The organism is Burkholderia sp. AU39826 (assembly GCF_020419965.1).
Taxonomy (GTDB): domain Bacteria; phylum Pseudomonadota; class Gammaproteobacteria; order Burkholderiales; family Burkholderiaceae; genus Burkholderia; species Burkholderia semiarida.
In genome coordinates this window covers 222,016-244,704 of record NZ_JAIZQG010000004.1, presented here as the reverse complement: position 1 = coordinate 244,704, position 22,689 = coordinate 222,016, and the positions used below count along the sequence as shown (strand labels likewise).

Below are 22,689 nucleotides of genomic sequence, written 5' to 3'. Positions count from 1 at the left end.
GAATGCCCGGCAGACGCTTTTTTTACGGCCCCCGCGTCAGGCGGGGGCAGCCAGTCCAGACATGACCGATTCGACCTACGACGTGGTGCGCGTGCGCACGTACCTCCAGGGCCTGCAGACACGGATCGCCGACGCGCTCGGCGCGCTCGACGGCACGCCGCTCGCGACCGACACGTGGCAGCGCGGGCCCGCCGAACGCCTGCGCGGCGGCGGCTGCACGCGGATTCTCGAAGGCGGCCGCGTGTTCGAACGCGCGGGAATCGGCTTTTCCGACGTCGCGGGCGACGCGCTGCCGCCGTCGGCGAGCGCGGCGCGCCCGCAGCTCGCGGGCCGCGGCTTCGAGGCGCTCGGCGTGTCGCTCGTGCTGCACCCGCGCAATCCGTACTGCCCGACCGTGCACATGAACGTGCGGATGCTGATCGCGACGAAACCGGGCGAGGCGCCCGTGTTCTGGTTCGGCGGCGGCATGGATCTGACACCGGTTTACGGTTTCGAGGACGATGCGCGGCATTTCCACCAGACCTGCAAGGATGCGCTCGACCCGTTCGGCCTCGAGCTCTACCCGCGCTTCAAGCAATGGTGCGACGAATATTTCTTCCTGAAGCACCGCAACGAAACGCGCGGCATCGGCGGGATCTTCTTCGACGATTTCTCGGAGCCCGGTTTCGAACGCTCGTTTGACCTGATGCAAAGCGTCGGCGATGCGTTCCTGCACGCGTATCTGCCGATCGTCGAGCGCCGCGCCGAGTTGCCGTACGGCGAGCGCGAGCGCGACTTCCAGGCATACCGGCGCGGCCGCTACGTCGAATTCAACCTCGTGTTCGACCGCGGCACGCTGTTCGGGCTGCAAAGCGGCGGCCGGACCGAGTCGATCCTGATGTCGATGCCGCCGGTCGCGAACTGGCGCTACAACTGGCAGCCCGAGCCGGGCTCGCCGGAAGCGCGCCTGTATAGCGACTTCCTCGTGCCGCGCGACTGGGTCTGAACCCGCCCGCCCCGCTGCCCCAACGAAAGGACGCGTTTCTCTGGACACCACCACCCGCCCCGCCCCGCTGCCGCGCCGTATCGGCTTGCTGGGCGGCACCTTCGACCCGATCCACGACGGCCATCTCGCACTCGCGCGCCGGTTCGCCGAACTGCTCGACCTGACCGAACTCGTGTTGCTGCCCGCCGGGCAGCCGTACCAGAAACGCGACGTGTCGGCCGCCGAGCACCGGCTCGCGATGACGCGCGCGGCCGCCGGCACGCTGTCCGTGCCGGGCGTGACCGTGACCGTCGCCACCGACGAGATCGAGCACACCGGCCCGACCTACACCGTCGAGACGCTCGCGCGCTGGCGCGAGCGGATCGGCCCGGATGCGTCGCTGTCGCTGCTGATCGGCGCCGACCAGCTCGTGCGCCTCGATACGTGGCGCGACTGGCGCACGCTGTTCGACTACGCGCACATCGGCGTGTCGACGCGCCCGGGCTTCGAGCTCGGCGCCGCGCCGCCGGACGTCGCGCGGGAAATCGCCGCGCGGCAAGCCGGCGCCGACGTGCTCAAGGCCACGCCGGCAGGCCGCCTGCTGATCGATACGACCCTTTCGTTCGACATCGCCGCGACCGACATCCGCGCGCACCTGCGCGAATGCATCGCACGCCATGCGCAAATGCCCGACGCGTCGGCCGAACATGTGCCGGCCGCCGTATGGGCCTATATTCTTCAACATCGCCTCTACCATTCCTGAACCCATGGATATTCGCAAACTGCAGCGCGTGATCGTCGACGCCCTCGAAGACGTCAAGGCGCAAGACATCAAGGTGTTCAACACCAGCCACCTGACCGAACTGTTCGACCGCGTGGTCGTCGCCTCGGGCACTTCCAACCGCCAGACCAAGGCCCTCGCGTCGAACGTGCGCGACAAGGTCAAGGAAGCCGGCGGCGACGTCGTCAGCTCCGAAGGCGAGGACACCGGCGAATGGGTACTGGTCGACTGCGGCGACGCGGTCGTGCACATCCTGCAACCGGCGCTGCGCCAGTACTACAACCTCGAGGAAATCTGGGGCGACAAGCCCGTGCGGATGAAGCTCGGCGGCGGCAAGGGCAACGGCTTCGCGACGGCGAGCGAAGACGACGAGGAAGAGGAAGAAGCGCCCGCCCGCCCGGCGCGCAAGACGGCCGCCCGCCGCCGCTGAGTCGCGGCGCGTCTCCCCGATGAAGCTTTTCATCCTCGCGGTCGGCCACAAGATGCCGGGCTGGATCGCATCCGGCTTCGACGAATACACGAAGCGGATGCCGCCCGAGCTGCGCATCGAGTTGCGCGAAATCAAGCCTGAACTGCGCTCGGGCGGCCGCAGCGCCGACAGCGTGATGGCGGCCGAGCGGCAGAAGATCGAGGCCGCGCTGCCGAAGGGCGCGCGGCTCGTCGCGCTCGACGAGCGCGGCCGCGACTGGACCACGATGCAGCTCGCGCAGGCGCTGCCCGGCTGGCAGCAGGACGGCCGCGACGTCGCGTTCGTGATCGGCGGCGCCGACGGGCTCGATCCGGAGCTGAAAGCGCGCGCCGACGTGCTGCTGCGCATCTCGAGCATGACGCTGCCGCACGGCATGGTGCGCGTGCTGCTCGCCGAACAGCTTTACCGGGCGTGGAGCATCACGCAGAATCACCCCTACCACCGCGCATGACGTGCCGTCCTCGAGACGCGCGCCGCGCGCGCTCAACGAGATAACGACACCATGCCGTCCAGCACGCCCCCCGCACTTTCCCCGACCCCGCTTTTCCAGACGCTCTACCTCGCTTCGCAAAGCCCGCGCCGCCAGGAACTGCTGCGGCAGATCGGCGTACGCTTCGAGCTGCTGCTGCCGCGCCCCGACGAGGACGCCGAGGCGCTCGAAGCCGAGCTTCCCGGCGAAGCCGCCGACGCTTACGTGCGGCGCGTGACCGTCGCGAAGGCCGAGGCCGCGCGGACGCGCCTCGTCGCGAGCGGCAAGCCGGCCGCGCCGGTGCTCGTCGCCGACACCACCGTGACGATCGACGGTGCGATCCTCGGCAAGCCGGCCGACGCCGACGATGCGCTCGCGATGCTGACCCGCCTCGCGGGCCGCGAACACGAGGTGCTCACCGCGGTTGCCGTGATCGGCGCCGACGGCGAACTGCTGCAGCCCGCGCTGTCGCGCTCGTCGGTGCGCTTTGCGGCTGCCCCGCGCGACGCCTTCGCGCGCTACGTCGAAACCGGCGAGCCGTTCGGCAAGGCGGGCGCGTATGCGATCCAGGGGCGCGCCGCTGAATTCATCGAGCGAATCGACGGTTCCCATTCGGGTATCATGGGTCTGCCCCTTTTTGAGACTGCCGCGTTGCTGCGCACCGCGCGCCTCGCCTTCTGAATCCCACCATGAACGAAGAAATCCTGATCAACCTCACGCCCCAGGAAACGCGGGTCGCACTCGTCCAGCAAGGCGCGGTGCAGGAGCTTCACGTCGAGCGCACGCTGTCGCGCGGGCGGGTCGGCAACATCTATCTGGGCAAGGTCGTGCGCGTGCTGCCCGGCATGCAGTCGGCGTTCATCGACATCGGCCTCGAGCGCGCGGCGTTCCTGCACGTCGCCGACATCTGGCATCCGCGCCTCGCCGGCGAGCCGCAGTCGGGCGCGCCGCACCAGCCGATCGAGAAGATCGTGTTCGAAGGCCAGACACTGATGGTCCAGGTGATCAAGGATCCAATCGGCACGAAGGGCGCGCGGCTGTCGACGCAAGTCAGCATCGCGGGCCGCACGCTCGTGTATCTGCCACAGGAACCGCACATCGGGATCTCGCAGAAGATCGAGAGCGAGGCCGAGCGCGAGGCCGTGCGCGCGCGCCTGACGGCCGTGATCCCGCCGGACGAGAAAGGCGGCTACATCGTGCGCACGATCGCCGAGGATGCGACCTCCGAGGAGCTGGCCGGCGACGTCACGTACCTGCGCAAGACGTGGGCGACGATCGTCGCGCAAGCGCAGCGGCTGCCGGCGACGAGCCTGCTGTACCAGGATCTCGATCTCGCGCAGCGCGTGCTGCGCGATTTCGCGAACGACGACACGACGCGCATCCAGGTCGATTCGCGCGAGACGTACACGCGTCTCGCGGAATTCGCGGGCGAGTTCACGCCAGCCGTGAGCCCGAAGCTGCATCACTACACGGGCGAGCGGCCGCTCTTCGATCTGTACAACATCGAGACGGAGATCCAGCGCGCGCTATCGCGCCGCGTCGACCTGAAGTCGGGCGGTTACCTGATGATCGACCAGACGGAGGCGATGACGACGATCGACGTGAACACGGGCGGCTACGTCGGCGCGCGCAACTTCGACGACACGATCTTCAAGACCAACCTCGAGGCCGCGCACACGATCGCGCGGCAACTGCGGCTGCGCAACCTCGGCGGCATCATCATCATCGACTTCATCGACATGGAAAACGCCGAGCATCGCGACGCGGTGCTGTCCGAGCTGAAGAAGGCGCTGTCGCGCGACCGCACCCGCGTGACGGTCAATGGCTTCTCGCAGCTCGGCCTCGTCGAGATGACACGCAAGCGCACGCGCGAATCGCTCGCGCACGTGCTGTGCGAACCGTGCCCGACCTGCCAGGGCAAGGGCCAGGTGAAGACGTCGCGCACCGTGTGCTACGACATCCTGCGCGAGATCCTGCGCGAATCGCGGCAGTTCAACCCGCGCGAGTTCCGCGTGATCGCCGCGCAGCAGGTGATCGACCTGTTCCTCGACGAGGAGTCGCAGCATCTGGCGATGCTGATCGATTTCATCGGCAAGCCGGTGTCGCTGCAAGTGGAATCGAACCTGAGCCAGGAGCAGTACGACATCGTGCTGATGTAACCTTTCGCCCATCCGCCGCCAGCATTGCCGGGCGGTGCCCCGATGCGGCGTCCGGGCTGTTCGCGCATGCCGCGCCGGCCCCGCCGCCGCCCTTTCATTGACCCTTTTCGCATTCACCACACACCATGAGCCAAGGCCACAACCGCCGCCAGCGCAAGAAACTCCACATCGGCGAATTCCAGGAACTCGCGTTCAACGCGACCGCGCATTACCGCAACGACATGACCGACCTCGAGCGCGGCCAGTTGATCGATGCGTTCATCGACTTCGTCGAAGCGAACGGGCTGCTGACCGTCGCGTCCGCGGACGAAGGCATCGGCGCGTACGTGATCTCCGGCGCGCCGCGCGGCACGACGACCGACGCCGACCGCGAACGCGTGCGCGGGTGGCTGGCCGCCCGCCCGGAACTGACCGACGTCAAGGTCAGCGAATTCACCGACGCGTGGTATCCGGACGCCTGATTTCGGGATTTCACGCGGCTTAAGACGGCGCTCGCGCCGTCCCGCCACGACGGCCGGCCACGCTGGCGTCGCTTTTCCGAATGGTCATGATCGCGGCGGGCGTTGCGACGCTGAAGTCGCTGTCCGCGGGCGTCGGCTCGGCTCACCGAGCCGACGCACCGGCGGCGCCCGCGTCGTTGTCGACGATCCGGCGCCGCCGCCGAACCGCCGGCCGGCCTTCGATCCCTTCCTTTTCCCGACGGCCGGCCTGCAACCCGCCATCGAAATCGGTCCTGAAAGCAAGACACGTTAAACTCTCACCTCGCGTGGTGCGCCGCCCGCACCCGCCATCCATCGCCAGCCGCGTGCCCTCGGGCCGCCCCCGACCCATGGAGTGAGTGTCAATGAGCGGCGGACTCCCGTTTCCCGCATCCCGCAAGTCGTTGCCGTCGTCGACGGTCTTCCTGATTCTCGCCGCCGCCGCGCTGCTGTCCGGCTGCGGACTGCTGCCGGTCCAGAACCCGCCCGCACCGATCAGCGAGGCGCTCGTCGAGCCGGTCGAGGAGACAGCCGGCGAGCCGCTGACGATGCCGCCCGTGCCCGCGCCGACGCAACCGGAGACGCCGGAAGCGCCGAAGAAGCCGCACCGCGAGGTCGCTCGGCCGAAGCCCGTGCAGCGCCCCGAATCGCCGACCCCGCCGCCGCCTCCGCCCCCGCCGATCGTCGCGACGCGCCCGCTCGACCGTACCCAGATCCATGCGCTGCTCGACAGCGAGGTCGCGCGCCGCAACGGCAAGGTGGTCGGCCGCGCGGTCGACATGGTGGTCGACGCGAGCGGCAAGCCGCGCGAGATGATCGTCAACCTGCAGGGCTTCATGGGCATCGGCGACCGCAAGGTCATCTTCCCGTGGAACGTGTTCCGCTTCACGCCGGGCGGCAAGCAGGAGCCGATCGTGCTCGACGTGCCGTCGGGCGACCTGCCGCCGGCCGCGCGGCCGAAGGCCGTGCCGCTGTCCGGCTCGGCCGCGGCGTCGCCGGCGACGCGCCTGCCGATGCTCGACAGCGACGTCGAGCGCCCGAACGGCACGAAGATCGGCCGGATCGTCGACGTGCTGATCGACCGCGGCGCCCAGCCGCAGGCCGTCGTGCTCGACCTCGGCGGGCTCGTCAATACCGACCGGCGTTCGATCGCCGCGAGCTGGGGCGCGCTGCGCTTCGTCACGCGCGACAAGGCGCTGCGCGCGCAACTCGACCTGAACGACGCGCAGATCAAGGCGTCGCCGCCGTACGCGGCCGACAAACCGATCGTCGCCGTCTTCCCGCCCGTTGCCCCGGCGGCGCCGGCTTCGTCTGCGAGTGCCACCCGATGACGATCAAGCATTCCGTCAGCGTTCGCAGTCTCCGGGCCCTCGACTGGCTCAACTTTTTCGTTGCAAACGTTCAAACCGGGTTCGGTCCGTTCATTGCGTCCTACCTCGCGTCGCACAAGTGGACGCAGGGCGAGATCGGCATGGTGCTGTCGATCGGCACGATCAGCGCGATGGTCAGCCAGGTGCCGGGCGGCGCCGCCGTCGATGCGCTGAAAAACAAGAAAGGCGCGGCCGCGTGGGCGATCGCGGCCATCATCCTGTCTGCGGTGCTGCTCGCGTCGAGCCCGACGATCGTGCCGGTGATCGCCGCCGAGGTGTTCCACGGTTTTGCCAGCTGCATGCTGGTGCCGGCGATGGCCGCGATCTCGTTCTCGCTCGTCGGCCGCGCCGACCTCGGCGACCGGCTCGGCCGCAACGCGCGCTGGGCGTCGATCGGCAGCGCGGTCGCGGCCGGCCTGATGGGGCTGACCGGCGAATACTTCTCCGCGCGCGCGGTGTTCTGGCTGACCGCCGTGCTGGCGCTGCCCGCGCTGTTCGCGCTCGCGATGATCCAGCCGACGCATCAGGTGATTCCGCAGTCGTCGAAGCCTGACGACGTCGACGAAGCCGGCGAGCGCGAAACGCTGCTCGAACTGCTGCGCGATCGCCGGATGCTGATCTTCGCGGCCTGCGTCGTGCTGTTCCATCTGTCGAACGCCGCGATGCTGAACCTCGCGGCCGGCGAAGTCACGGCCGGGATGGGCGAGAACGTGCAGCTCGTGATCGCCGCGTGCATCATCGTGCCGCAGGCGATCGTCGCGATGCTGTCGCCATGGGTCGGCCGCTCCGCGCAGCGCTGGGGGCGCCGGCCGATCCTGCTGCTCGGCTTCTCCGCGCTGCCGGTGCGCGCGCTGCTGTTCGCCGGCGTCAGCAGTCCGTACCTGCTCGTGCCGGTGCAGATGCTCGACGGCATCAGCGCGGCCGTGTTCGGCGTGATGCTGCCGCTGATCGCGGCCGACGTCGCGGGCGGCAAGGGCCGCTACAACCTGTGTATCGGGCTGTTCGGGCTCGCGGCCGGGATCGGCGCGACGCTCAGCACGGCGGTGGCCGGCTACGTCGCCGATCACTTCGGCAACGCGGTCAGCTTCTTCGGGCTCGCGGCCGCCGGCGCGCTCGCGGTGCTGCTGGTGTGGCTCGTGATGCCCGAAACGCGCGTCGGGAACGGCGATGCGACGGCCGACGAACCGGCGGCCGCGTCGCCCGAACAGGCGCATTGACGGCGGCGCACCGCCGCTACCCGCTTCTTGACCGACGCACGATGGATACGATCAGGACACTCAACGAAGCCCGTCAGCAGATCCAGCAGTCGATCTTCGATCTGTTCAAGGGGCTGTCATTCAGCGAGCGGCTCGCGCAAGGCGGACTGATGGCGCTGCAGGCGGTGTGCGGCGCGTGCCTCGCGTATGCGATCGGCCGCGCGATGCATACCGAGCAGGCCGTATGGGCGGCGATCACCGCGATCGCGGTCACGCAGCACAACTACTCGGACACGATGTCGCTGTCGCGCGACCAGTTCATCGGCGCGATGGTCGGCGGCGTACTCGGTTTCGCCGGTGCGGCGCTGGGCGGCGATCGCCTCGTCGCGTACGCGATCACGGTCGCGGTCGTGATCGTCTGCTGCTGGTGCCTGAACATCGGCAGCGCGGCACGGCTCGGCGGCGTGACCGCGACGATCGTGCTGCTGTTCCCGGGCAACGGCCCGCTGTGGGACGTTCCGCTGATCCGGCTCGGCGAAGTGACGCTCGGCACGGTGTGCGCGCTCGGCGTGTGCTGGGTGATGTCGAGAATCGAGCGGCGCTGGTTCCGCCGCGCGGCGGCAAGGTGATGCGGCGCCGGGCGACGCGCCCGGCAGCCGGATGAACGATCGGAACGCTGCGTGACGGTGACGGGTGACGGACCGGGTGGTTACGGACCGACCCGCAGCACGATGCCCGAGCCGATCTGCACGAGCAGGTAGTCGCCGCCGACACCGACCCAGTGATAGCCGCGCGGCGGCGCGCTCAGGTGGTAGCCGCGCCAGTCGTCGACCACGTACTGACGATCGCGGAATTCGTCCGGCAGCCGGTCGCCCTTGTGCCAGTCGCGGCGCGGCCCGTCGGCCCAGCGCGGCGGTACGTCGTCGCGATGCATCGCGTGGCCGGGCGGCACGTGTTTCGGGCCATGCCCGCGATGCATGCCGGGGCCGCCGCGGTCATCGCGATCGCCGTGGTTGCCGTGATCCTGCGCCATCGCCGCCGTCGCGGCGCAGCCCGCCGCGATCAGTGCGGCCAGCATCATGCCGTGCATCCTCTTCATTGTCCTTCCCTCCGTGGTGTCACGTCGAACAAGAAACGACCAGGACTGCCCGATGAAGATAGCACACGGCATCGCGTGGCCGCATGACCCTGGGTCACGCCGCCTGCTGCTGGTACTGGATCCGGTGCAGATGCGCGTAGAGGCCGCCGTGGCGCAGCAGTTCGTCGTGGCTGCCCTCTTCGACGATCTTGCCGGCCTCGAGCACGAGGATGCGGTCCGCGCGCTCGATCGTCGACAGCCGGTGCGCGATCACCAGCGTCGTACGACCTTCCATCAGCCGTTCGAGCGCGGCCTGCACGTGGCGCTCCGACTCGGAATCGAGCGCCGACGTCGCTTCGTCGAGGATCAGGATCGGCGCGTCCTTGTAGATCGCGCGCGCAATCGCGAGCCGCTGGCGCTGGCCGCCGGACAGCCGCATCCCGTTGCCGCCGACCAGCGTGTCGAGCCCGTCGGGCATCGCGGCGACCGCGTCGGCGAGGTTCGCGGCCTCGAGCGCGGCCTGCACGCGCGCACGGTCGGGCGTCTGCCCGTAGGCGACGTTCGCGGCGATCGTGTCGTTGAACAGCACGACGTCCTGGCTGACCATCGCCATCTGGCTGCGCAGTGCGTGGAGGTCGTAGTCGGATACCGACACGCCGTCGACCAGGATCGTGCCGTCCGTCGGGTCGAAGAAGCGCGGCAGCAGGTTCACGAGCGTCGTCTTGCCGCTGCCGGACGGGCCGGCCAGCGCGATCATTTCGCCCGGCGCGACCTTGAACGAGATGCGGTCGAGCGTCGGCCGCTCGGCCGCGCCGTAGTCGAACGACACGGCGCGGAACTCGATCTCGCCGCGCGCCTGCGACAGCGGCCGCCCGCCGCCCTGCGGCTCGGCCGGCTCGTCGATCAGCCCGAAGATCAGCTCGGCGGCCGTCATCCCCCGCTGCAGCGGCTGGTTGACGTCGATCAGGTGCTTGAGCGGCGAGATCACGAGCAGCATCGACGTGACGAACGCGACGAACCCGCCGACCGTCGTCTGGTCGTTCGACGACTGCACGACCGCGATCGTGATCACGACCGCGAGCGCGATCGACGCGAGAAACTGCGTGAGCGGCTGCGCGAGGCCGCCCGAGATCGTCATGCGCATCGCGTAGCCGCGCAGGCGCTTGCTCATCGTCGTGAAGCGGTCCATCTCGTACGCTTCGCCGTTGTGCACCTTGACGACCTTGTAGCCGCCGACCGTCTCCTCGACGATGTACGACAGCTCGTTGGTGAGCGTCTGGTGTTCGCGGTTCAGGCGACGCAGCCGGCGATTGATCTTGCTGACGAGCCAGCCGATGCCCGGCAGGATCACCGCGACGATCAGCGTGAGCCGCCAGTTCAGGTAGAACAGGTAGCCGAGCAGGAAGATCACCGTCAGCGAATCGCGCACGAGCGTGACCATCACGCCCGTCAGCACCGACAGGATCTGGTTGACCTCGAACACGATCGCGTTGATCACCGTGCTCGCGGTTTCGCGCTGGAAGAACGACGCGCCGGTATGGATCATCCGCTGGAACATCTCGAGCCGCAGTTGCAGCAGGATGCGGTTCGATACGTAGTTGAGCAGGTAGTTGGACGTGTACTGCGACACGCCGCGCACGAGCGCGAGGCCGATCACCGCGATCGGCACGTACCATTTCGCGCGGTCGCTGCCGTGCGCGCCGAAGCCGTGGTCGAGCAGCGGCTTGAGCAGCGCCGGAATCCCGGCCTCGGTAGCCGCGACGACGCCCATCGTCATCACCGCGAGCACCACGATGCCGATGAGCGGCCGGATGTACGGCCACAGGCGTTTGAGAACCGTGATCGGCGACGTACCGGTGCCGTCCATCGGTTTGCGAAGAGTGTTCTGGGTTTCCAAGGCAATCCTTCTTGAGCCGCGACGCGGCGCCCGGAGCGTGGCTGCCCGGGATTCGCCCCCGTCCGGCGGGTGCCGAAAAAGGCCCAACATTATAGCCGTACCGCCCCCGCCGGCACGGCCGTGGCCGCAGCGGCCGCCGACCGGCGCGCGGGTATACTGCCGCTCACCGTTTTCTCCGCCTTTTCGACGATTTCATGGCAGAACCCACCCTCGGCGTCGCCCTCATCGCCCTCAACGCATCCGCGCGGCTCGCGCAGTGCCTCGATGCGCTGTCGTTCGCCGACGACGTCGTCGTGATCGACGGCGGCAGCACCGACGATACCGTCGCGATCGCGCAGGCGCACGGCGCGCGCGTGCTCGTCGAGCGCGACTGGCCGGGCTTCGGCCCGCAGAAGAATCGTGCGGTCGACGCGCTCGACACCGACTGGATCCTGTCGCTCGATACCGACGAAATCGTCACGCCGGAACTCGCGCGGTCGATCCGCGACGCAATCCGCGCGCCGGCCGCGCAGGTCTATGCGCTCGACCGGCTGTCCAGCTTCTGCGGCCAGTGGATCCATCACAGCGGCTGGTATCCGGACTGGGTGCCGCGGCTGTTCCGGCGCGGCGCCGCGCGGTTCTCGGACGATCTCGTGCACGAGCGCCTCGTATTCGATACCGCCGCACAGCGCCTGGCCGGCAAGCTGATGCACTACTCGTACGAGGATTTCGAAACGGTCGTGCGCAAGCTCGACGCGTATTCGACGGCCGGCGCGCGCCAGCGCCGCGCGGCTGGCCAGCGCGGCGGCTTCGGCAAGGCGCTCGGCCGCGGCGCGTGGGCGTTCGTGCGCACCTACGTGCTGCGGCGCGGCTTCCTCGACGGTCGCGCGGGCTTCATGATCGCCGTGTTCAACGCGGAAACCGTGTATTACCGCTTCCTGAAGCTCGGTCACGAACGGGCCCGCTGAGCGCCCGCCCGGCATGCAGCCGGCCCGGCGTTACAATGCCGGCCTGCCCGCGCCGCGCGTGCCCGTCCGACCGGCGGCGCCACGCGCCGCCCGCCACGACGACTACCGAATCCGACCGCCATGTTCTCCATCATCATCCCGACCTGGAACAATCTGCCGTACCTCAAGCTCGTCGTCGACAGCCTGCGCCGGCATTCCGCGTACGACCACCAGATCATCGTGCACGTGAACGACGGCTCGGACGGCACGCTCGACTGGGTGCGCAACGAAGGGATCGAGCACACCGCGTCGCCGGCCAACATCGGCATCTGCCATGCGGTCAACCTGGCCGCCGCGCGCGCCACGCGCGACTACGTCGTCTACATGAACGACGACATGTTCTGCTGCCCGGGCTGGGATACGGCGCTCGTGCGCCGCATCGAACGGATGCCGACCGACCTGTTCATGCTGTCGGGCACGATGATCGAGCCGGTCGACACGCGCAACCCGTGCGTCGTCGTCAGCAATTTCGGCCGCGACGCCGAACAGTTCGACGCCGCCGCCCTGATCGCCGCGTCGCCGAAGCTCGCGCGCGCGGACTGGCTCGGCTCGACGTGGCCGCCGACGCTCGTGCACCGCGACTGGTGGAACCGCATCGGCGGCTACAGCAGCGAGTTGTCGCCGGGCATGAGCAGCGACAACGACTTCTCGATGAAATTCTGGGATGCGGGCTGCCGGATCTTCATCGGCGTCGGCGACAGCCTCGTGTACCACTTCCAGCAAAAGAGCACCGGCAAGATCGTCAAGAACGACGGCCGTCGCCAGTTCCTGAACAAATGGGGCATGACCCAGGCGACGTTCGACCGCTACTACCTGCATCGCGGCGAGCCGGTCGGCACGCAGATCGCGCTAGACACGCCGGTCGTGGAAGGTCGCCTCAAGCGCGCGCTGTTGCGCTCGCGAATCAAGCGCGCGTTCAGCTGATCGGACCCCGAAAACCGCGCAGAAACCTGTCGTGCTTCGCGTATACTGCGCCGTTCGTCCCGGATCGCTCGCCGGGATACGCGGCGCGGGGCGCGATGTCCGCGAGCCGCATTCGTCCATACGACAGGTTCCAATGCTTTCGTTTTCCACTCCCGCCACGCGGCGCCTGACCGCCGCCCGTGCATTCGCCGTCGCCGCGCTGTGCATGGTGCCCGTCTCGACCGCGCTGACCAACGTGTTCTGCGGGCTGTTCGCCGCCGCGCTCGTGATCTCCCCCGAATTCTGGCGTGACCTGCGCTCGTTCGTCACCGATCCGGCTTCGCTCGCGGCGTTGCTGATCCTGGCCGCGCTGGCCGCGAGCGTCGCCTATACGGTCGCGCCGCACAACAAGGCGTGGAACTGGGTCGCGAAGTACGACAAGCTGCTGCTGCTGCCGTTCGCCGTGCTCGCGTTCCGTCATTCGAACTGGGCGCCGATCGTGCGGCGCTGCTGGTTCGGCACGCTGTGCGTGGTCCTGCTGCTGTCGACGACCAACTATCTCGGGTTGACCTCAATTGGGCCGGCGTATGCGACCCAGTTGCCGCTGTCGCGCGCGTGGGTGTTCAAGAACCACATCGCCGCCGGCATGTTCGGCGCACTGCTCTTCTACCAGGCGGCCGATCTCGCGCTGGCGGCCCGCACGACGCTGTCGCGCGCCGCCTATGCGTTCGTCGCGGCATTGGCGCTCGTCAACGTGTTCGTGATGCTGCAGGGGCGCACCGGGCAGGTCATCGCGCTGTTGCTGATCCTCGTCGTCGCGGTGCGTTTCGTGCTGTTGCTGCGCCGGCAGTCCGCGCTGCGCGCGGGGCTCGCCGCCGGCGTGCTCGTATTGGCGGGCGTCGCGCTCGTGGTCGCTGCATGCACGGTTCACAACGGCCGTCTGACGAAGGTCGTGACGGAAGTGCAGCAATATCGGCAGAGCGATGCAGCCACGTCGACCGGGCTGCGCCTCGAGTGGTACAAGAAGGGGCTCGAGCTGTATCGCCAGCGCCCTGTGATCGGCTACGGCGCGGGCGGCCTCGAATCCGAATTCGAGAAGCTCACGGCCGGCAAGACGGCCGCCGAAGGCCAGCTCACGTCGAATCCGCACAACGAATATCTGCTGATGGCCGTGCAGCTCGGCACGCTCGGCCTGCTGCTGTTCGTCAACCTGATCGTGCAGATCGCGCGCGGCAGCCGTGCGCTCGATCCGCGCTCGCGGCACCTGCTGCTCGCGTGGCTCGCGATCTTCGCGATCGGCAGTCTCGCGAATTCGCTGCTGCTGGATTTCGCCGAAGGGCACCTGATCGTGCTGCTGGCCGGCATTCTGCTCGGCTGCGGCGAACGCAGCGAAGCGCTGCCGCGCGAAACGTCGGCGATCCGACGCAGCGTGTAACGCACGCCGGCATACGTTCCGCTGCCCTGCCGACCAGCGACGGCGGCAGCGGATGTCCGCCATCGATGCGGTCGCGCCGCGTGGCGCTTCGCGAAACAACCCTTCCGCGAACGAAAAAAGGCACGCCTCAGTCGGATCCGGTGCGGCGCAGCCGTGACGTGTCGACGACGATGTCGGCCGGGCCCGGCGGAGTCAGCCCGAGCATCTCGGCCGCCGCGGCCTTCACGCGCTGCGCGCCAAGATGGGCGAGGCAGTCGCTGCGGCTGTCGACGTGACGCTCGCAGCCTTCGTGCCGGCACGGCACGCAATCCCCGTCCCCCTGCAACAGCCACACGTTCCCATGCCGGCCCGAGCCGCGCAGCGCCCACGGATTCTCGGTCGCCGGCCAGTGCTGCGGCCACGGCCCCCAGCGCACGGGGTCGGACGGCCCGAACAGTGCGATCGTGTCGGTGCCCGTCGCGGCCGCGACGTGGGTCGCGCCGGTGTCGGGGCCGATGAAGAGCCGCGCGCGCCGCACGAGTTCCGCGCTCTCGCCGAACGTCAGGCGGCCGACCAGGTTCAGCACGTCACCGCCCGCCTCGGTCGCGACCTGCTCCGCATATTCGCGCTCGCGGTCGGCCGGGCCGCCCGACAACGCCACCGCGAAGCCCTGCTCGCGCAGCCAGCCGATCATTTCGACCCAACCGTCGAGCCGCCATTGCTTGTAACGGAACATCGGATACGGATGCAGCACGACCAGTGGCTTGCCGGCGCGGATCGCCGGCGACTCGGCGAGGCACGCGTCGAAACGCGCGCGCCGCGCGGGATCGTCGCCGATGCCGGGCGCGACGACCTCGGACACCGGCTCGATGCCGATCACCGGCGCGAGCGCCAGCGTACTGACGACCGTATGCGCCGATTCGTGGTGATTGATCGCGATTCCGTGCAGCATCATCCGCGTGAGCCACGTGACGCGATCCGGATCGACGAGACCGACCCGCTTGCGGCCGGCGAACCAGCTATAGAAACGCGGCCGGTCGGAACTCAGCGCCGCGCACGCGAGATCGTAGCGACGCCATATCGACAGCGCGTCGCGCAGCCGCTCGCCCAATCCCGCGCGCTGCGCGACGACGATCACGCGCCGCACGTCCGGATTGTGCTCGAGCACGCCCTCGGTGCCGCGAAACACCAGCATGTCGATCTGCGCGTCCGGCCAGCGGGCCTTCAGCGACCGTACGAGCGGTGTCGTCAACAGTACATCGCCGATACGGCGAGGCGCGGCGACGAGGATGGTTCTGGGCGGACGGGCGGAAGAAAACAGGGCCACGGCAATCGTCTGGCTGGCTGAACAAGGCTGGCAATGTACAGGATTTTCCAGCCGCCGGCGCGGCGCCGCACACCGGTCGTGCGGGCGGCCGCGATACGTCCCTGCGCAGCCGGGCATGGCAGTATGTGCGGCTGGTACGGCCCGCCGGGCGCTACGAAGCGATCGTCACGGTCGCAGGCGCCGCCGCGGCCGGCCGCGCGCGCGCCGTGCCGGCCGGCGCTTCGTCGCGGTGGCTCGCCTGCGGCAGCAGGTGGCGCACCGCGCGCTCGACCGCATCGACGCCGATCGCATCGACGGTCGGGCCCGCGCGCAGGACCACGTGCGGCACACCGAGCGGATGCCAGCGCAGGTATTTCTCGGGACGGTCCTCGAACAGGGCAGCCACCGGTACGCCGAGCGCCGACGCAAGGTGGACGGGCGCGCTGTCGGCCGAGACGATCGCATCGAGCAGGCTCGCGGCCGCCACCAGCTCGGCGACCGAGGCCGGCGCGACATGCCGTGCATTCACGTCGCGCCACAGGTCGCCTTCGGCAGCATGGCCGATGGCCGGATCGCGAAACACGATGACATCCGCGACGGGGGCGAGCCGCTCGCCGAGGTCGCGCCAGCGCTCGGCGGGCCAGCGGCGCTCGACCGCCTTGTTCGACACGAATAGCCCGACGCGCGGCTTCGTGCGCGCGCCGAGCAGGCGATGCCACACTTCCTGCAGCGCGCGGTCGGGATGAACCGACAGCTCGAGACGGTCGAGATCGGCGCAGCCGAGTTCGGGCACCAGGCGAAAACCCGACAACGCCTCGTGGCACATCGGCCGCTGCGCGACATGCTCGGGCTTGCGATCGTCGAATTCCGTCTCGGCATCGTGCCAGCGGCAATCCTTCGCGCGAAGCTGGCGCGCGAACTGCATGCTGCTGCGGTGCATGCCGCCGTTCGGCACGATCACGAGGTCGAACCGCAAGCGGCGCAGACGGCGCACGAGGCGCAGCCGGTCGAAGAATGCGCGCATCCGTCCGGGACGGTCGTTGCGCTCGCACTGGCGGCTGTACACGTAGGTGTGGATGGCGTGCACGTCCGGGTTGCCGGCCAGCGCGGCCGCGTTGTATCGGTTCGCGACCACATGCAGCTCCGCGCCCGGCCAGCGCGCCTTCAGCGCGCGGAGAAACGCCGTCGTGCACAGCATGTCGCCCAGAAAATCAATCCGGATCACGAGGATCCGCTGCATCGGGTTCCCATTGGCCATGGTCTTGTGGTGGTGACAATCAGTTTTTATCGTCGCGACGAGCCCTGCCCCGGCATCCTGCCCAGAGCGGCCCTGTCGCGCACTGCCGCACGGCGCGTGAATTCGCCCCCGTTTGCGCGCATGCTGCCGGCTTCGCCGCCGCGCACACCTGCGCCAGCGCCGAGTTCATCCGGTCAGCGCGGGATTGTATAGCGTCCGGATGGGCAGCCCAAGACCCGCCTGCCCGCGCTCGTCAAAACGGCCCGCCGCACCGCACGATGGCGATGCGACGGGCCGTGCATAGGCGACAGCCGTCGAAGTGGAACGCGATCAGTACGTGATTTCGACGACGCTGCCGTCGAACGCCGCTCGCAACTCCGCCAGCAGCACGTCGCTCGGCTTCACGCGCCATGCGTCGCCCAGACGCATTTCGCCTTGCGCGCGCGCATTGCTGTAGTGAATCTGCACCGCCAGCCCGTTCGGCAGCGGCGCCTGCGGGCGGCGACCGCCATCGCGTCCGCCACCGCGCGGCGCGGGCGCTTCGACCGCGTTCGCGGCAGCCGGCTCGTCCTTCGCCACATGCGGCTCGAGCACGCGGCGCAGCGCAAGCGCGTCGGCGTTGCCGTTCATCGTCAGCCGCACGGCCTGCGCATAGCGGCTGCGCGCGCGCTCGAGATCCATCACGGTATCGGCCGTGAAGCGAATGCCGCCGGTGAACGCGTCGTTGCGCGCCTGCCCCTGCACGATCAGCAGCTCGTCTTCCTTGAACAGCGCCTTGTTCGCCTCGAACTGTTCGTTGAAGATCGTGATCTCGCATTGGCCCGAGCCGTCGTCGAGCAGCGCGATCAGCATCTTGCCGCGCTGCGTCATCTGCGTGCGCAGCGACGCGATGATGCCCGCGACGAGCTTGTCGCGACCTTCCTTCAGGTCGCCGACCTTCTGCCGCACGAAGCGGCGCACTTCGTCGCGATACGCGTCGAACAGGTGGCCGGACAGGTAGAAGCCGAGCGCGCCCTTTTCTTCCTGCAGACGGCGCTTGTCGTCCCACGCGGGTTCGTCGACGAGCGCGTGCGCATGCGGCGACTCGGCGCCCATGTCGAACAGGCCGGCCTGCATCGCGTTCGCCTCGGCCTGGTCGGCCGCTTCCATCGCGAGCGGCACCGACGCGATCAATTGCGCTCGGTTCGGGTTCAGCGAATCGAACGCGCCGGCGCGGATCAGCGCCTCGACCGTGCGGCGGTTGACGACGCGCCGGTCGATCCGTTCGCAGAAGTCGAACAGGTCGGTAAACGCCTTTTCCTCGCGGGCCCGCAGGATTTCCTCGATCGCGTTCTGGCCGCTGCCCTTCACCGCGCCAAGGCCGTAGCGGATCGTGCGCGAGCGCTTGCCGTCGGCTTCCGCGACCGGCTCGAACCGGTAATGCGATGCGTTGATGTCCGGCGGCAGCACGACGAGGTTGTTCAACACGCAATCGTCGAACAGGATCTTCACCTTGTCGGTGTCGTCCATCGCGAGCGTCATGTTGGCCGCCATGAATTCGGCCGGATGGTGCGCCTTCAGCCACGCGGTGTAATACGCGAGCAGCGCATACGCGGCCGCGTGCGACTTGTTGAAGCCGTAGCCCGCGAACTTCTCCATCAAGTCGAAGATCTCGTCGGACTTCTCGCGCGTGAGGCCGTTCTTCGCCGCACCCTCGGCGAAGATCTCGCGATGCTTGGCCATCTCCTCGGGCTTCTTCTTGCCCATCGCGCGACGCAGCAAGTCGGCGCCACCGAGCGAGTAGCCGCCGATGATCTGCGCCATCTGCATCACTTGCTCCTGATAGACCATGATGCCGTAGGTCTCTTTCAGGACGGGTTCGACGCGCGGATCCGGATAGTCGACCTTCTCGCGCCCGTGCTTCCGTGCGCAGAAGCTCGGGATCAGGTCCATCGGGCCCGGACGGTACAACGACACGAGCGCGATGATGTCCTCGAAGCGGTCGGGCTGCGCATCCTTCAGCATGCCCTGCATCCCGCGGCTTTCCAGCTGGAACACCGCGACCGTGTTGGCCTTCTTCAGGATCTGGAACGAGGCCGGATCGTCGAGCGGTACCTGCGCGAGCGACCAGTCGGCCTTCGACGGATCGAGGCGGCGGATGTAGCGCTCGGCCCAGTCGAGGATCGTCAGCGTCGTGAGCCCCAGAAAGTCGAACTTCACGAGGCCGACGGCTTCGACGTCGTCCTTGTCGTACTGGCTGACCACGCCGCCGTCGTCGCCCTGCGTGTACAGCGGGCAGAAATCGGTCAGCTTGCCGGGCGCGATCAGCACGCCGCCCGCGTGCATCCCGACGTTACGCGTGAGGCCCTCGACGCGCTGCGCGAGATCGAGCAACTGATGGACTTCGTCCTCGTGGTCGTAGCGCTCCTGCAGTTGCGGCTCTTCCTTCATCGCGTCGGCAATCGTCACGTGCTTGCCGGGCTTGAACGGAATCAGCTTCGCGACACCGTCGGTGAACATGTAGCCGAGGTCGAGCACGCGGCCGATGTCGCGCACGGCCGCCTTCGCGGCCATCGTGCCGAACGTGGCGATCTGCGACACGGCGTCCGCGCCGTATTTCTCCTTCACGTACTGGATCACGCGATCGCGGCCGTGCTGGCAGAAGTCGATGTCGAAGTCGGGCATCGACACGCGCTCCGGGTTCAGGAAGCGCTCGAACAGCAGGTTGTAGCGCAGCGGATCGAGGTCGGTGATGCCGAGCGCGTACGCGACCAGCGAGCCGGCGCCCGAGCCGCGGCCCGGCCCCACCGGCACGCCGTTGTTCTTCGCCCAGTTGATGAAGTCCGCAACGATCAGGAAGTAGCCGGGGAAGCCCATCTTCGTGATGGTCCCGCACTCGAATTCGAGGCGCTTGTAGTACGTGTCGCGCTGCGCGTCGCGCTCGGCTTCGACCGGATACAACTGCGCGAGGCGGGTCTCGAGCCCTTCCTTCGACAGCTGGACCAGGTAGTCGTCGAGCGACATGCCGTCCGGCGTCGGGAACAGCGGCAGTTTCGGCTTGCCGAGCTCGAGCTTCAGGTTGCAGCGCTTCGCGATCTCGACCGTGTTCGCGATCGCCGACGGGAGGTCAGCGAACAGCGCGACCATGTCGTCCTGCGTGCGGAAATACTGGTCGGTCGTGAAACGCTTCTGCCGCCGCGGGTTCGCGAGGATGTCGCCTTCCGAGATGCACACGCGCGCCTCGTGCGCGGTGAAATCGTCGTCGGTCATGAACTGCGTCGGGTGCGTCGCGACGACCGGCAGCTTCAGCGACGCGGCGAGCGTCGCGGCCTGCTGGATGTACGCCTCGGCGCCCGGCTGGCCGTAACGCTGCAGCTCGATGTAGAAAGCGCCCGGGAATACGCTCGCCCAGCGCGCGGCGTGACGGCGCGCGGCTTCTTCGTTGCCGGCGGCCAGCGCGAGCCCGATGTCGCCCTGCTGCGCGCCCGACAGCGCGAGCAGCCCCTGCGCGAACTCGCCGTCGAGCCAGCTCGCGTCGAGTTCCGCGCGGCCGCGGTACTGGTTCGTGAGCCACGCCTTCGACAGCAGCTCGCAGAGATTCAGGTAACCGACCTTGTCCTTGACCAGCAGCAGCAGCCGCGACGGCTTGTCGCGGTCGTCCGGATTGGCAATCCAGACGTCGCAGCCGGCGATCGGCTTGATGCCCTTGCCGCGGGCTTCCTGGTAGAAACGGACGAGACCGAATGCGTTGCCGAGATCGGTGAGCGCGAGCGCGCCCTGACCGTCCGCGGCCGCCGCCTTGACGATGTCGTCAATGCGCACGATGCCGTCGGCGATCGAGAACTCGGAGTGAACGCGAAGATGGACGAAGCGAGGATCTGACATGGGCGCTATTGTAGCCGCCCCGCCGCGCGGGCTGCCCAAAAAATGCCCGCGTTGGCCGTTCGGCCGATGCACGCGGCGACGCGTCGCGCGGCCGGCCGTTCGGCCAGATACCGATGCCGGCGTCGTTTGCGGGATAATACGGCTTTTCGAATCAACGCCCCGGCTTCGCACCCTTTTTTGCGGGCCGCGTGCGGCCGTTTTCCCGTCGGACCATCATGACCATCGTCAACCTCGCCGCCTACCACTTCGTATCGCTCGACGCGAACGAGCAATGGCGCCCGCTCGTCACCGCGCGCTGCAACGAACTGGGCCTGCGCGGCACGATCCTGCTCGCGCCGGAAGGCATCAACCTGTTCATCGCCGGCACGCGCGAAGCCACCGACGCATTCATCGCATACATTCGCCACGATCCGCTGTTCGAAGGCAAGTTCGCGACGCTGCAGTTCAAGGAAAGCCTGTCCGACTCGCAGCCGTTTCGCCGCATGCTCGTGCGCCTGAAGCGCGAGATCATCACGATGAAGAAGCCCGCGATCAAGCCGGAACTCGGCCGCGCGCCGTTCGTCGACGCGCGCACGCTCAAGGCGTGGCTCGACCGCGGCCACGATGATGCGGGCCGCCCGGTCGTGATGCTCGACACGCGCAACGCGTTCGAAGTCGACGTCGGCACGTTCGACAACGCGCTCGACTACCGGATCGACAAGTTCAGCGAATTCCCGGAAGTGATCGACGCGAACCGCGCCGACCTCGAAGGCAAGACGGTCGTGTCGTTCTGCACCGGCGGCATCCGCTGCGAGAAGGCCGCGATCCACATGAAGGAAATCGGCATCGAGAACGTGTACCAGCTCGAAGGCGGGATCCTGAAGTACTTCGAGGAAGTCGGCGGCGCGCACTATCACGGCGACTGCTTCGTGTTCGACTACCGCACCGCGCTGAATCCGCAGCTCCAGCCCACCGCGAACGTCACGTGCTTCGCGTGCCGCGCGGTCGTCACGCCGCAAGCGCAACAGTCGCCGAGCTACGTGCCCGGCAAGTCGTGCCCGGCCTGCGTGCAGGCAGCCAGCGCCGCGTAACGGCGCGCCTCGCCTCGCCACGTCTCGTCGCGCCCCGCCGATGAATCACGGCTATCGCGGCCGCTTCGCGCCGTCGCCCACCGGCCCGCTGCACTTCGGCTCGCTGGTCGGCGCGCTCGCGAGCTGGCTCGACGCGCGCGCGCACGGCGGCACGTGGCTCGTGCGCATCGAGGATCTCGACGGCCCGCGCACGGTGCCCGGCGCGGCCGACGACATCCTCGCGACCCTCGCCCATTTCGGCATGACGCCTGACGCGCCGCCCGTCTGGCAGAGCACGCGCGATGCGGCCTACACGGCCGCGCTCGAGCGGCTCGTCGCGGCGGGGCTCGTCTATCCGTGCGGCTGCACGCGCAAGGAGATCGCCGATTCGCTGCGCGCGGCCCACGAACGCCACACGACGCTCGCCTATCCGGGCACCTGCCGCACCGGCCTGCACGGCAAGCCCGCGCGCGCATGGCGGCTGCGCGTGCCCGACGGCAGCGACGCGCTCGTCACGTTCGACGATCGCTGGCAGCACACGCAAGCGCAGAACCTCGCGACCGACGTCGGCGATTTCGTGCTCAAACGCGCGGACGGCCAATGGGCGTATCAACTCGCGGTCGTCGTCGACGATGCCGATGCCGGCATCACGCATGTCGTGCGCGGCGCCGATCTGCTCGATTCGACCGCGCGCCAGATCTACCTGCAGCGCTGCCTCGGCGTGCCGACTCCCGCGTATCTGCACGTGCCCGTCGTGGTCGATGCGAACGGCGAAAAGCTCAGCAAGCAGACAGGCGCGACGGCGCTCGAACGCAACGATCCGCTTCCGGCGCTGCGGGCCGCGGCCGCGCATCTCGGTTTGGCGGACGATGGCGATCTACCGGGCAATACGATGGCGTCCTTCTACGCGGCCGCGACCGATGCGTGGGCGCGTCGCTTCGGCCCGCGCGCGGGTTGAGTCGCCTGCGGGACACCGGCGCGTGCCCGACTACGCTCGTGCGTCCGTCGGCCGCTAATCCGATCGCGTGACGACGTGACGGAAGCGTGACCGTCACGCCTGGCGGCGAC

Annotated in this window: 20 protein-coding genes; 15 read left to right on the top strand and 5 right to left on the bottom strand. The window is 68.6% G+C overall.

Going from position 1 to position 22,689, the window contains the following annotated elements; all coding sequences use genetic code 11:
• Positions 1-61: 61 nt before the first annotated feature.
• From hemF to LGM42_RS12205, 10 genes are all read left to right on the top strand, one after another.
• Positions 62-985, top strand: coding sequence for an oxygen-dependent coproporphyrinogen oxidase (hemF, locus tag LGM42_RS12250; protein ID WP_226232309.1), 924 nt, complete (start codon positions 62-64; stop codon positions 983-985).
• Positions 951-1,727 (top strand): nicotinate-nucleotide adenylyltransferase, encoded by a 777-nt coding sequence (locus LGM42_RS12245; protein WP_373453012.1) that lies wholly within the window; start codon positions 951-953, stop codon positions 1,725-1,727. Before hemF ends, LGM42_RS12245 begins: the two co-directional genes overlap by 35 nt.
• Positions 1,728-1,731: 4 nt before the next feature.
• Positions 1,732-2,175 (top strand): ribosome silencing factor, encoded by a 444-nt coding sequence (gene rsfS, locus LGM42_RS12240; protein ID WP_006484266.1) that lies wholly within the window; start codon positions 1,732-1,734, stop codon positions 2,173-2,175.
• Between the two features lie 19 nt (positions 2,176-2,194).
• Entirely contained in the window at positions 2,195-2,665 is a 471-nt protein-coding gene (gene rlmH, locus LGM42_RS12235) for a 23S rRNA (pseudouridine(1915)-N(3))-methyltransferase RlmH (RefSeq protein WP_048249282.1), read from the top strand.
• Between the two features lie 51 nt (positions 2,666-2,716).
• On the top strand, positions 2,717-3,364 hold the full coding sequence (locus LGM42_RS12230) for a Maf family protein (protein ID WP_226232308.1): 648 nt from the start codon (positions 2,717-2,719) through the stop codon (positions 3,362-3,364).
• A gap of 8 nt (positions 3,365-3,372) precedes the next feature.
• Complete coding sequence (gene rng / locus LGM42_RS12225; protein WP_059583675.1) at positions 3,373-4,842, top strand: ribonuclease G; 1,470 nt, start codon at positions 3,373-3,375, stop codon at positions 4,840-4,842.
• A 125-nt stretch (positions 4,843-4,967) separates the two neighbouring features.
• The gene (locus LGM42_RS12220) at positions 4,968-5,303 is read left to right on the top strand and encodes a YggL family protein (RefSeq protein ID WP_059583676.1); all 336 of its coding nucleotides are present in this window, start codon (positions 4,968-4,970) and stop codon (positions 5,301-5,303) included.
• Positions 5,304-5,686: 383 nt separating this feature from the next.
• Positions 5,687-6,652 carry a PRC-barrel domain-containing protein gene (locus LGM42_RS12215; RefSeq protein WP_059583680.1) on the top strand — a complete coding sequence of 322 codons (966 nt, stop codon included), beginning with the start codon at positions 5,687-5,689 and terminating at the stop codon, positions 6,650-6,652.
• A complete protein-coding gene (locus tag LGM42_RS12210; protein ID WP_059583682.1) occupies positions 6,649-7,908 on the top strand; it encodes an MFS transporter in 1,260 nt (419 codons plus the stop codon). The genes LGM42_RS12215 and LGM42_RS12210 overlap by 4 nt, the downstream gene beginning before the upstream one ends.
• Before the next feature lie 41 nt (positions 7,909-7,949).
• Positions 7,950-8,516, top strand: coding sequence for an FUSC family protein (locus tag LGM42_RS12205; RefSeq protein ID WP_060312012.1), 567 nt, complete (start codon positions 7,950-7,952; stop codon positions 8,514-8,516).
• A gap of 80 nt (positions 8,517-8,596) precedes the next feature.
• On the opposite strand, the gene LGM42_RS12200 is transcribed toward LGM42_RS12205, so the two are convergent.
• Together LGM42_RS12200 and msbA are read right to left on the bottom strand one after the other, a co-directional pair.
• Positions 8,597-8,986: an RcnB family protein gene (locus LGM42_RS12200; protein ID WP_059583685.1), complete on the bottom strand. Its 390-nt coding sequence runs from the start codon at positions 8,984-8,986 to the stop codon at positions 8,597-8,599.
• Positions 8,987-9,080: 94 nt separating this feature from the next.
• Complete coding sequence (gene msbA, locus LGM42_RS12195; protein WP_059646519.1) at positions 9,081-10,832, bottom strand: lipid A export permease/ATP-binding protein MsbA; 1,752 nt, start codon at positions 10,830-10,832, stop codon at positions 9,081-9,083.
• A 224-nt stretch (positions 10,833-11,056) separates the two neighbouring features.
• On the opposite strand from msbA, the gene LGM42_RS12190 reads away from it, so the two are divergent.
• The 3 genes from LGM42_RS12190 to LGM42_RS12180 all read left to right on the top strand — a co-directional run bounded on the left by LGM42_RS12190 (position 11,057) and on the right by LGM42_RS12180 (position 14,186).
• Positions 11,057-11,809 carry a glycosyltransferase family 2 protein gene (locus tag LGM42_RS12190; RefSeq protein ID WP_226232307.1) on the top strand — a complete coding sequence of 251 codons (753 nt, stop codon included), beginning with the start codon at positions 11,057-11,059 and terminating at the stop codon, positions 11,807-11,809.
• 120 nt (positions 11,810-11,929) lie between these two features.
• The gene (locus LGM42_RS12185) at positions 11,930-12,772 is read left to right on the top strand and encodes a glycosyltransferase family 2 protein (protein ID WP_060312008.1); all 843 of its coding nucleotides are present in this window, start codon (positions 11,930-11,932) and stop codon (positions 12,770-12,772) included.
• Between the two features lie 133 nt (positions 12,773-12,905).
• On the top strand, positions 12,906-14,186 hold the full coding sequence (locus LGM42_RS12180) for an O-antigen ligase family protein (RefSeq protein WP_089465021.1): 1,281 nt from the start codon (positions 12,906-12,908) through the stop codon (positions 14,184-14,186).
• Between the two features lie 127 nt (positions 14,187-14,313).
• Here the strand turns inward: LGM42_RS12180 and LGM42_RS12175 are convergent, their stop codons facing one another.
• The 3 genes from LGM42_RS12175 to dnaE form a co-directional block, all read right to left on the bottom strand.
• Positions 14,314-15,492, bottom strand: a complete 1,179-nt coding sequence (locus LGM42_RS12175; RefSeq protein WP_226232306.1) for a glycosyltransferase family 9 protein — start codon at positions 15,490-15,492, stop codon at positions 14,314-14,316.
• 151 nt (positions 15,493-15,643) lie between these two features.
• Positions 15,644-16,729, bottom strand: coding sequence for a glycosyltransferase family 9 protein (locus tag LGM42_RS12170; RefSeq protein WP_060312002.1), 1,086 nt, complete (start codon positions 16,727-16,729; stop codon positions 15,644-15,646).
• Positions 16,730-17,038: 309 nt separating this feature from the next.
• Positions 17,039-20,572, bottom strand: a complete 3,534-nt coding sequence (gene dnaE, locus LGM42_RS12165; RefSeq protein WP_226232305.1) for a DNA polymerase III subunit alpha — start codon at positions 20,570-20,572, stop codon at positions 17,039-17,041.
• Positions 20,573-20,787: 215 nt separating this feature from the next.
• Between dnaE and LGM42_RS12160 the strand changes: the two genes are divergently transcribed.
• Positions 20,788-21,642, top strand: coding sequence for a sulfurtransferase (locus LGM42_RS12160; RefSeq protein WP_104011986.1), 855 nt, complete (start codon positions 20,788-20,790; stop codon positions 21,640-21,642).
• 40 nt (positions 21,643-21,682) lie between these two features.
• The gene (gene gluQRS / locus LGM42_RS12155) at positions 21,683-22,579 is read left to right on the top strand and encodes a tRNA glutamyl-Q(34) synthetase GluQRS (RefSeq protein ID WP_060312142.1); all 897 of its coding nucleotides are present in this window, start codon (positions 21,683-21,685) and stop codon (positions 22,577-22,579) included.
• Positions 22,580-22,689 lie beyond the last annotated feature (110 nt).

What these genes read in the sequence shown, in the direction of transcription:
- LGM42_RS12215 (WP_059583680.1), top strand. Translation starts at nt 5,687, where the DNA reads ATGAGCGGCGGACTCCCGTTTCCCGCATCCCGCAAGTCGTTGCCGTCG.
- LGM42_RS12160 (WP_104011986.1), top strand. Translation starts at nt 20,788, where the DNA reads ATGACCATCGTCAACCTCGCCGCCTACCACTTCGTATCGCTCGACGCG.
- LGM42_RS12230 (WP_226232308.1), top strand. Translation starts at nt 2,717, where the DNA reads ATGCCGTCCAGCACGCCCCCCGCACTTTCCCCGACCCCGCTTTTCCAG.
- LGM42_RS12190 (WP_226232307.1), top strand. Translation starts at nt 11,057, where the DNA reads ATGGCAGAACCCACCCTCGGCGTCGCCCTCATCGCCCTCAACGCATCC.
- LGM42_RS12180 (WP_089465021.1), top strand. Translation starts at nt 12,906, where the DNA reads ATGCTTTCGTTTTCCACTCCCGCCACGCGGCGCCTGACCGCCGCCCGT.
- LGM42_RS12205 (WP_060312012.1), top strand. Translation starts at nt 7,950, where the DNA reads ATGGATACGATCAGGACACTCAACGAAGCCCGTCAGCAGATCCAGCAG.
- LGM42_RS12210 (WP_059583682.1), top strand. Translation starts at nt 6,649, where the DNA reads ATGACGATCAAGCATTCCGTCAGCGTTCGCAGTCTCCGGGCCCTCGAC.
- LGM42_RS12170 (WP_060312002.1), bottom strand. Translation starts at nt 16,729, where the DNA reads ATGGCCAATGGGAACCCGATGCAGCGGATCCTCGTGATCCGGATTGAT.
- msbA (WP_059646519.1), bottom strand. Translation starts at nt 10,832, where the DNA reads ATGGACGGCACCGGTACGTCGCCGATCACGGTTCTCAAACGCCTGTGG.
- rng (WP_059583675.1), top strand. Translation starts at nt 3,373, where the DNA reads ATGAACGAAGAAATCCTGATCAACCTCACGCCCCAGGAAACGCGGGTC.
- rsfS (WP_006484266.1), top strand. Translation starts at nt 1,732, where the DNA reads ATGGATATTCGCAAACTGCAGCGCGTGATCGTCGACGCCCTCGAAGAC.
- LGM42_RS12220 (WP_059583676.1), top strand. Translation starts at nt 4,968, where the DNA reads ATGAGCCAAGGCCACAACCGCCGCCAGCGCAAGAAACTCCACATCGGC.
- hemF (WP_226232309.1), top strand. Translation starts at nt 62, where the DNA reads ATGACCGATTCGACCTACGACGTGGTGCGCGTGCGCACGTACCTCCAG.
- LGM42_RS12200 (WP_059583685.1), bottom strand. Translation starts at nt 8,986, where the DNA reads ATGAAGAGGATGCACGGCATGATGCTGGCCGCACTGATCGCGGCGGGC.
- rlmH (WP_048249282.1), top strand. Translation starts at nt 2,195, where the DNA reads ATGAAGCTTTTCATCCTCGCGGTCGGCCACAAGATGCCGGGCTGGATC.
- gluQRS (WP_060312142.1), top strand. Translation starts at nt 21,683, where the DNA reads ATGAATCACGGCTATCGCGGCCGCTTCGCGCCGTCGCCCACCGGCCCG.
- LGM42_RS12185 (WP_060312008.1), top strand. Translation starts at nt 11,930, where the DNA reads ATGTTCTCCATCATCATCCCGACCTGGAACAATCTGCCGTACCTCAAG.
- dnaE (WP_226232305.1), bottom strand. Translation starts at nt 20,572, where the DNA reads ATGTCAGATCCTCGCTTCGTCCATCTTCGCGTTCACTCCGAGTTCTCG.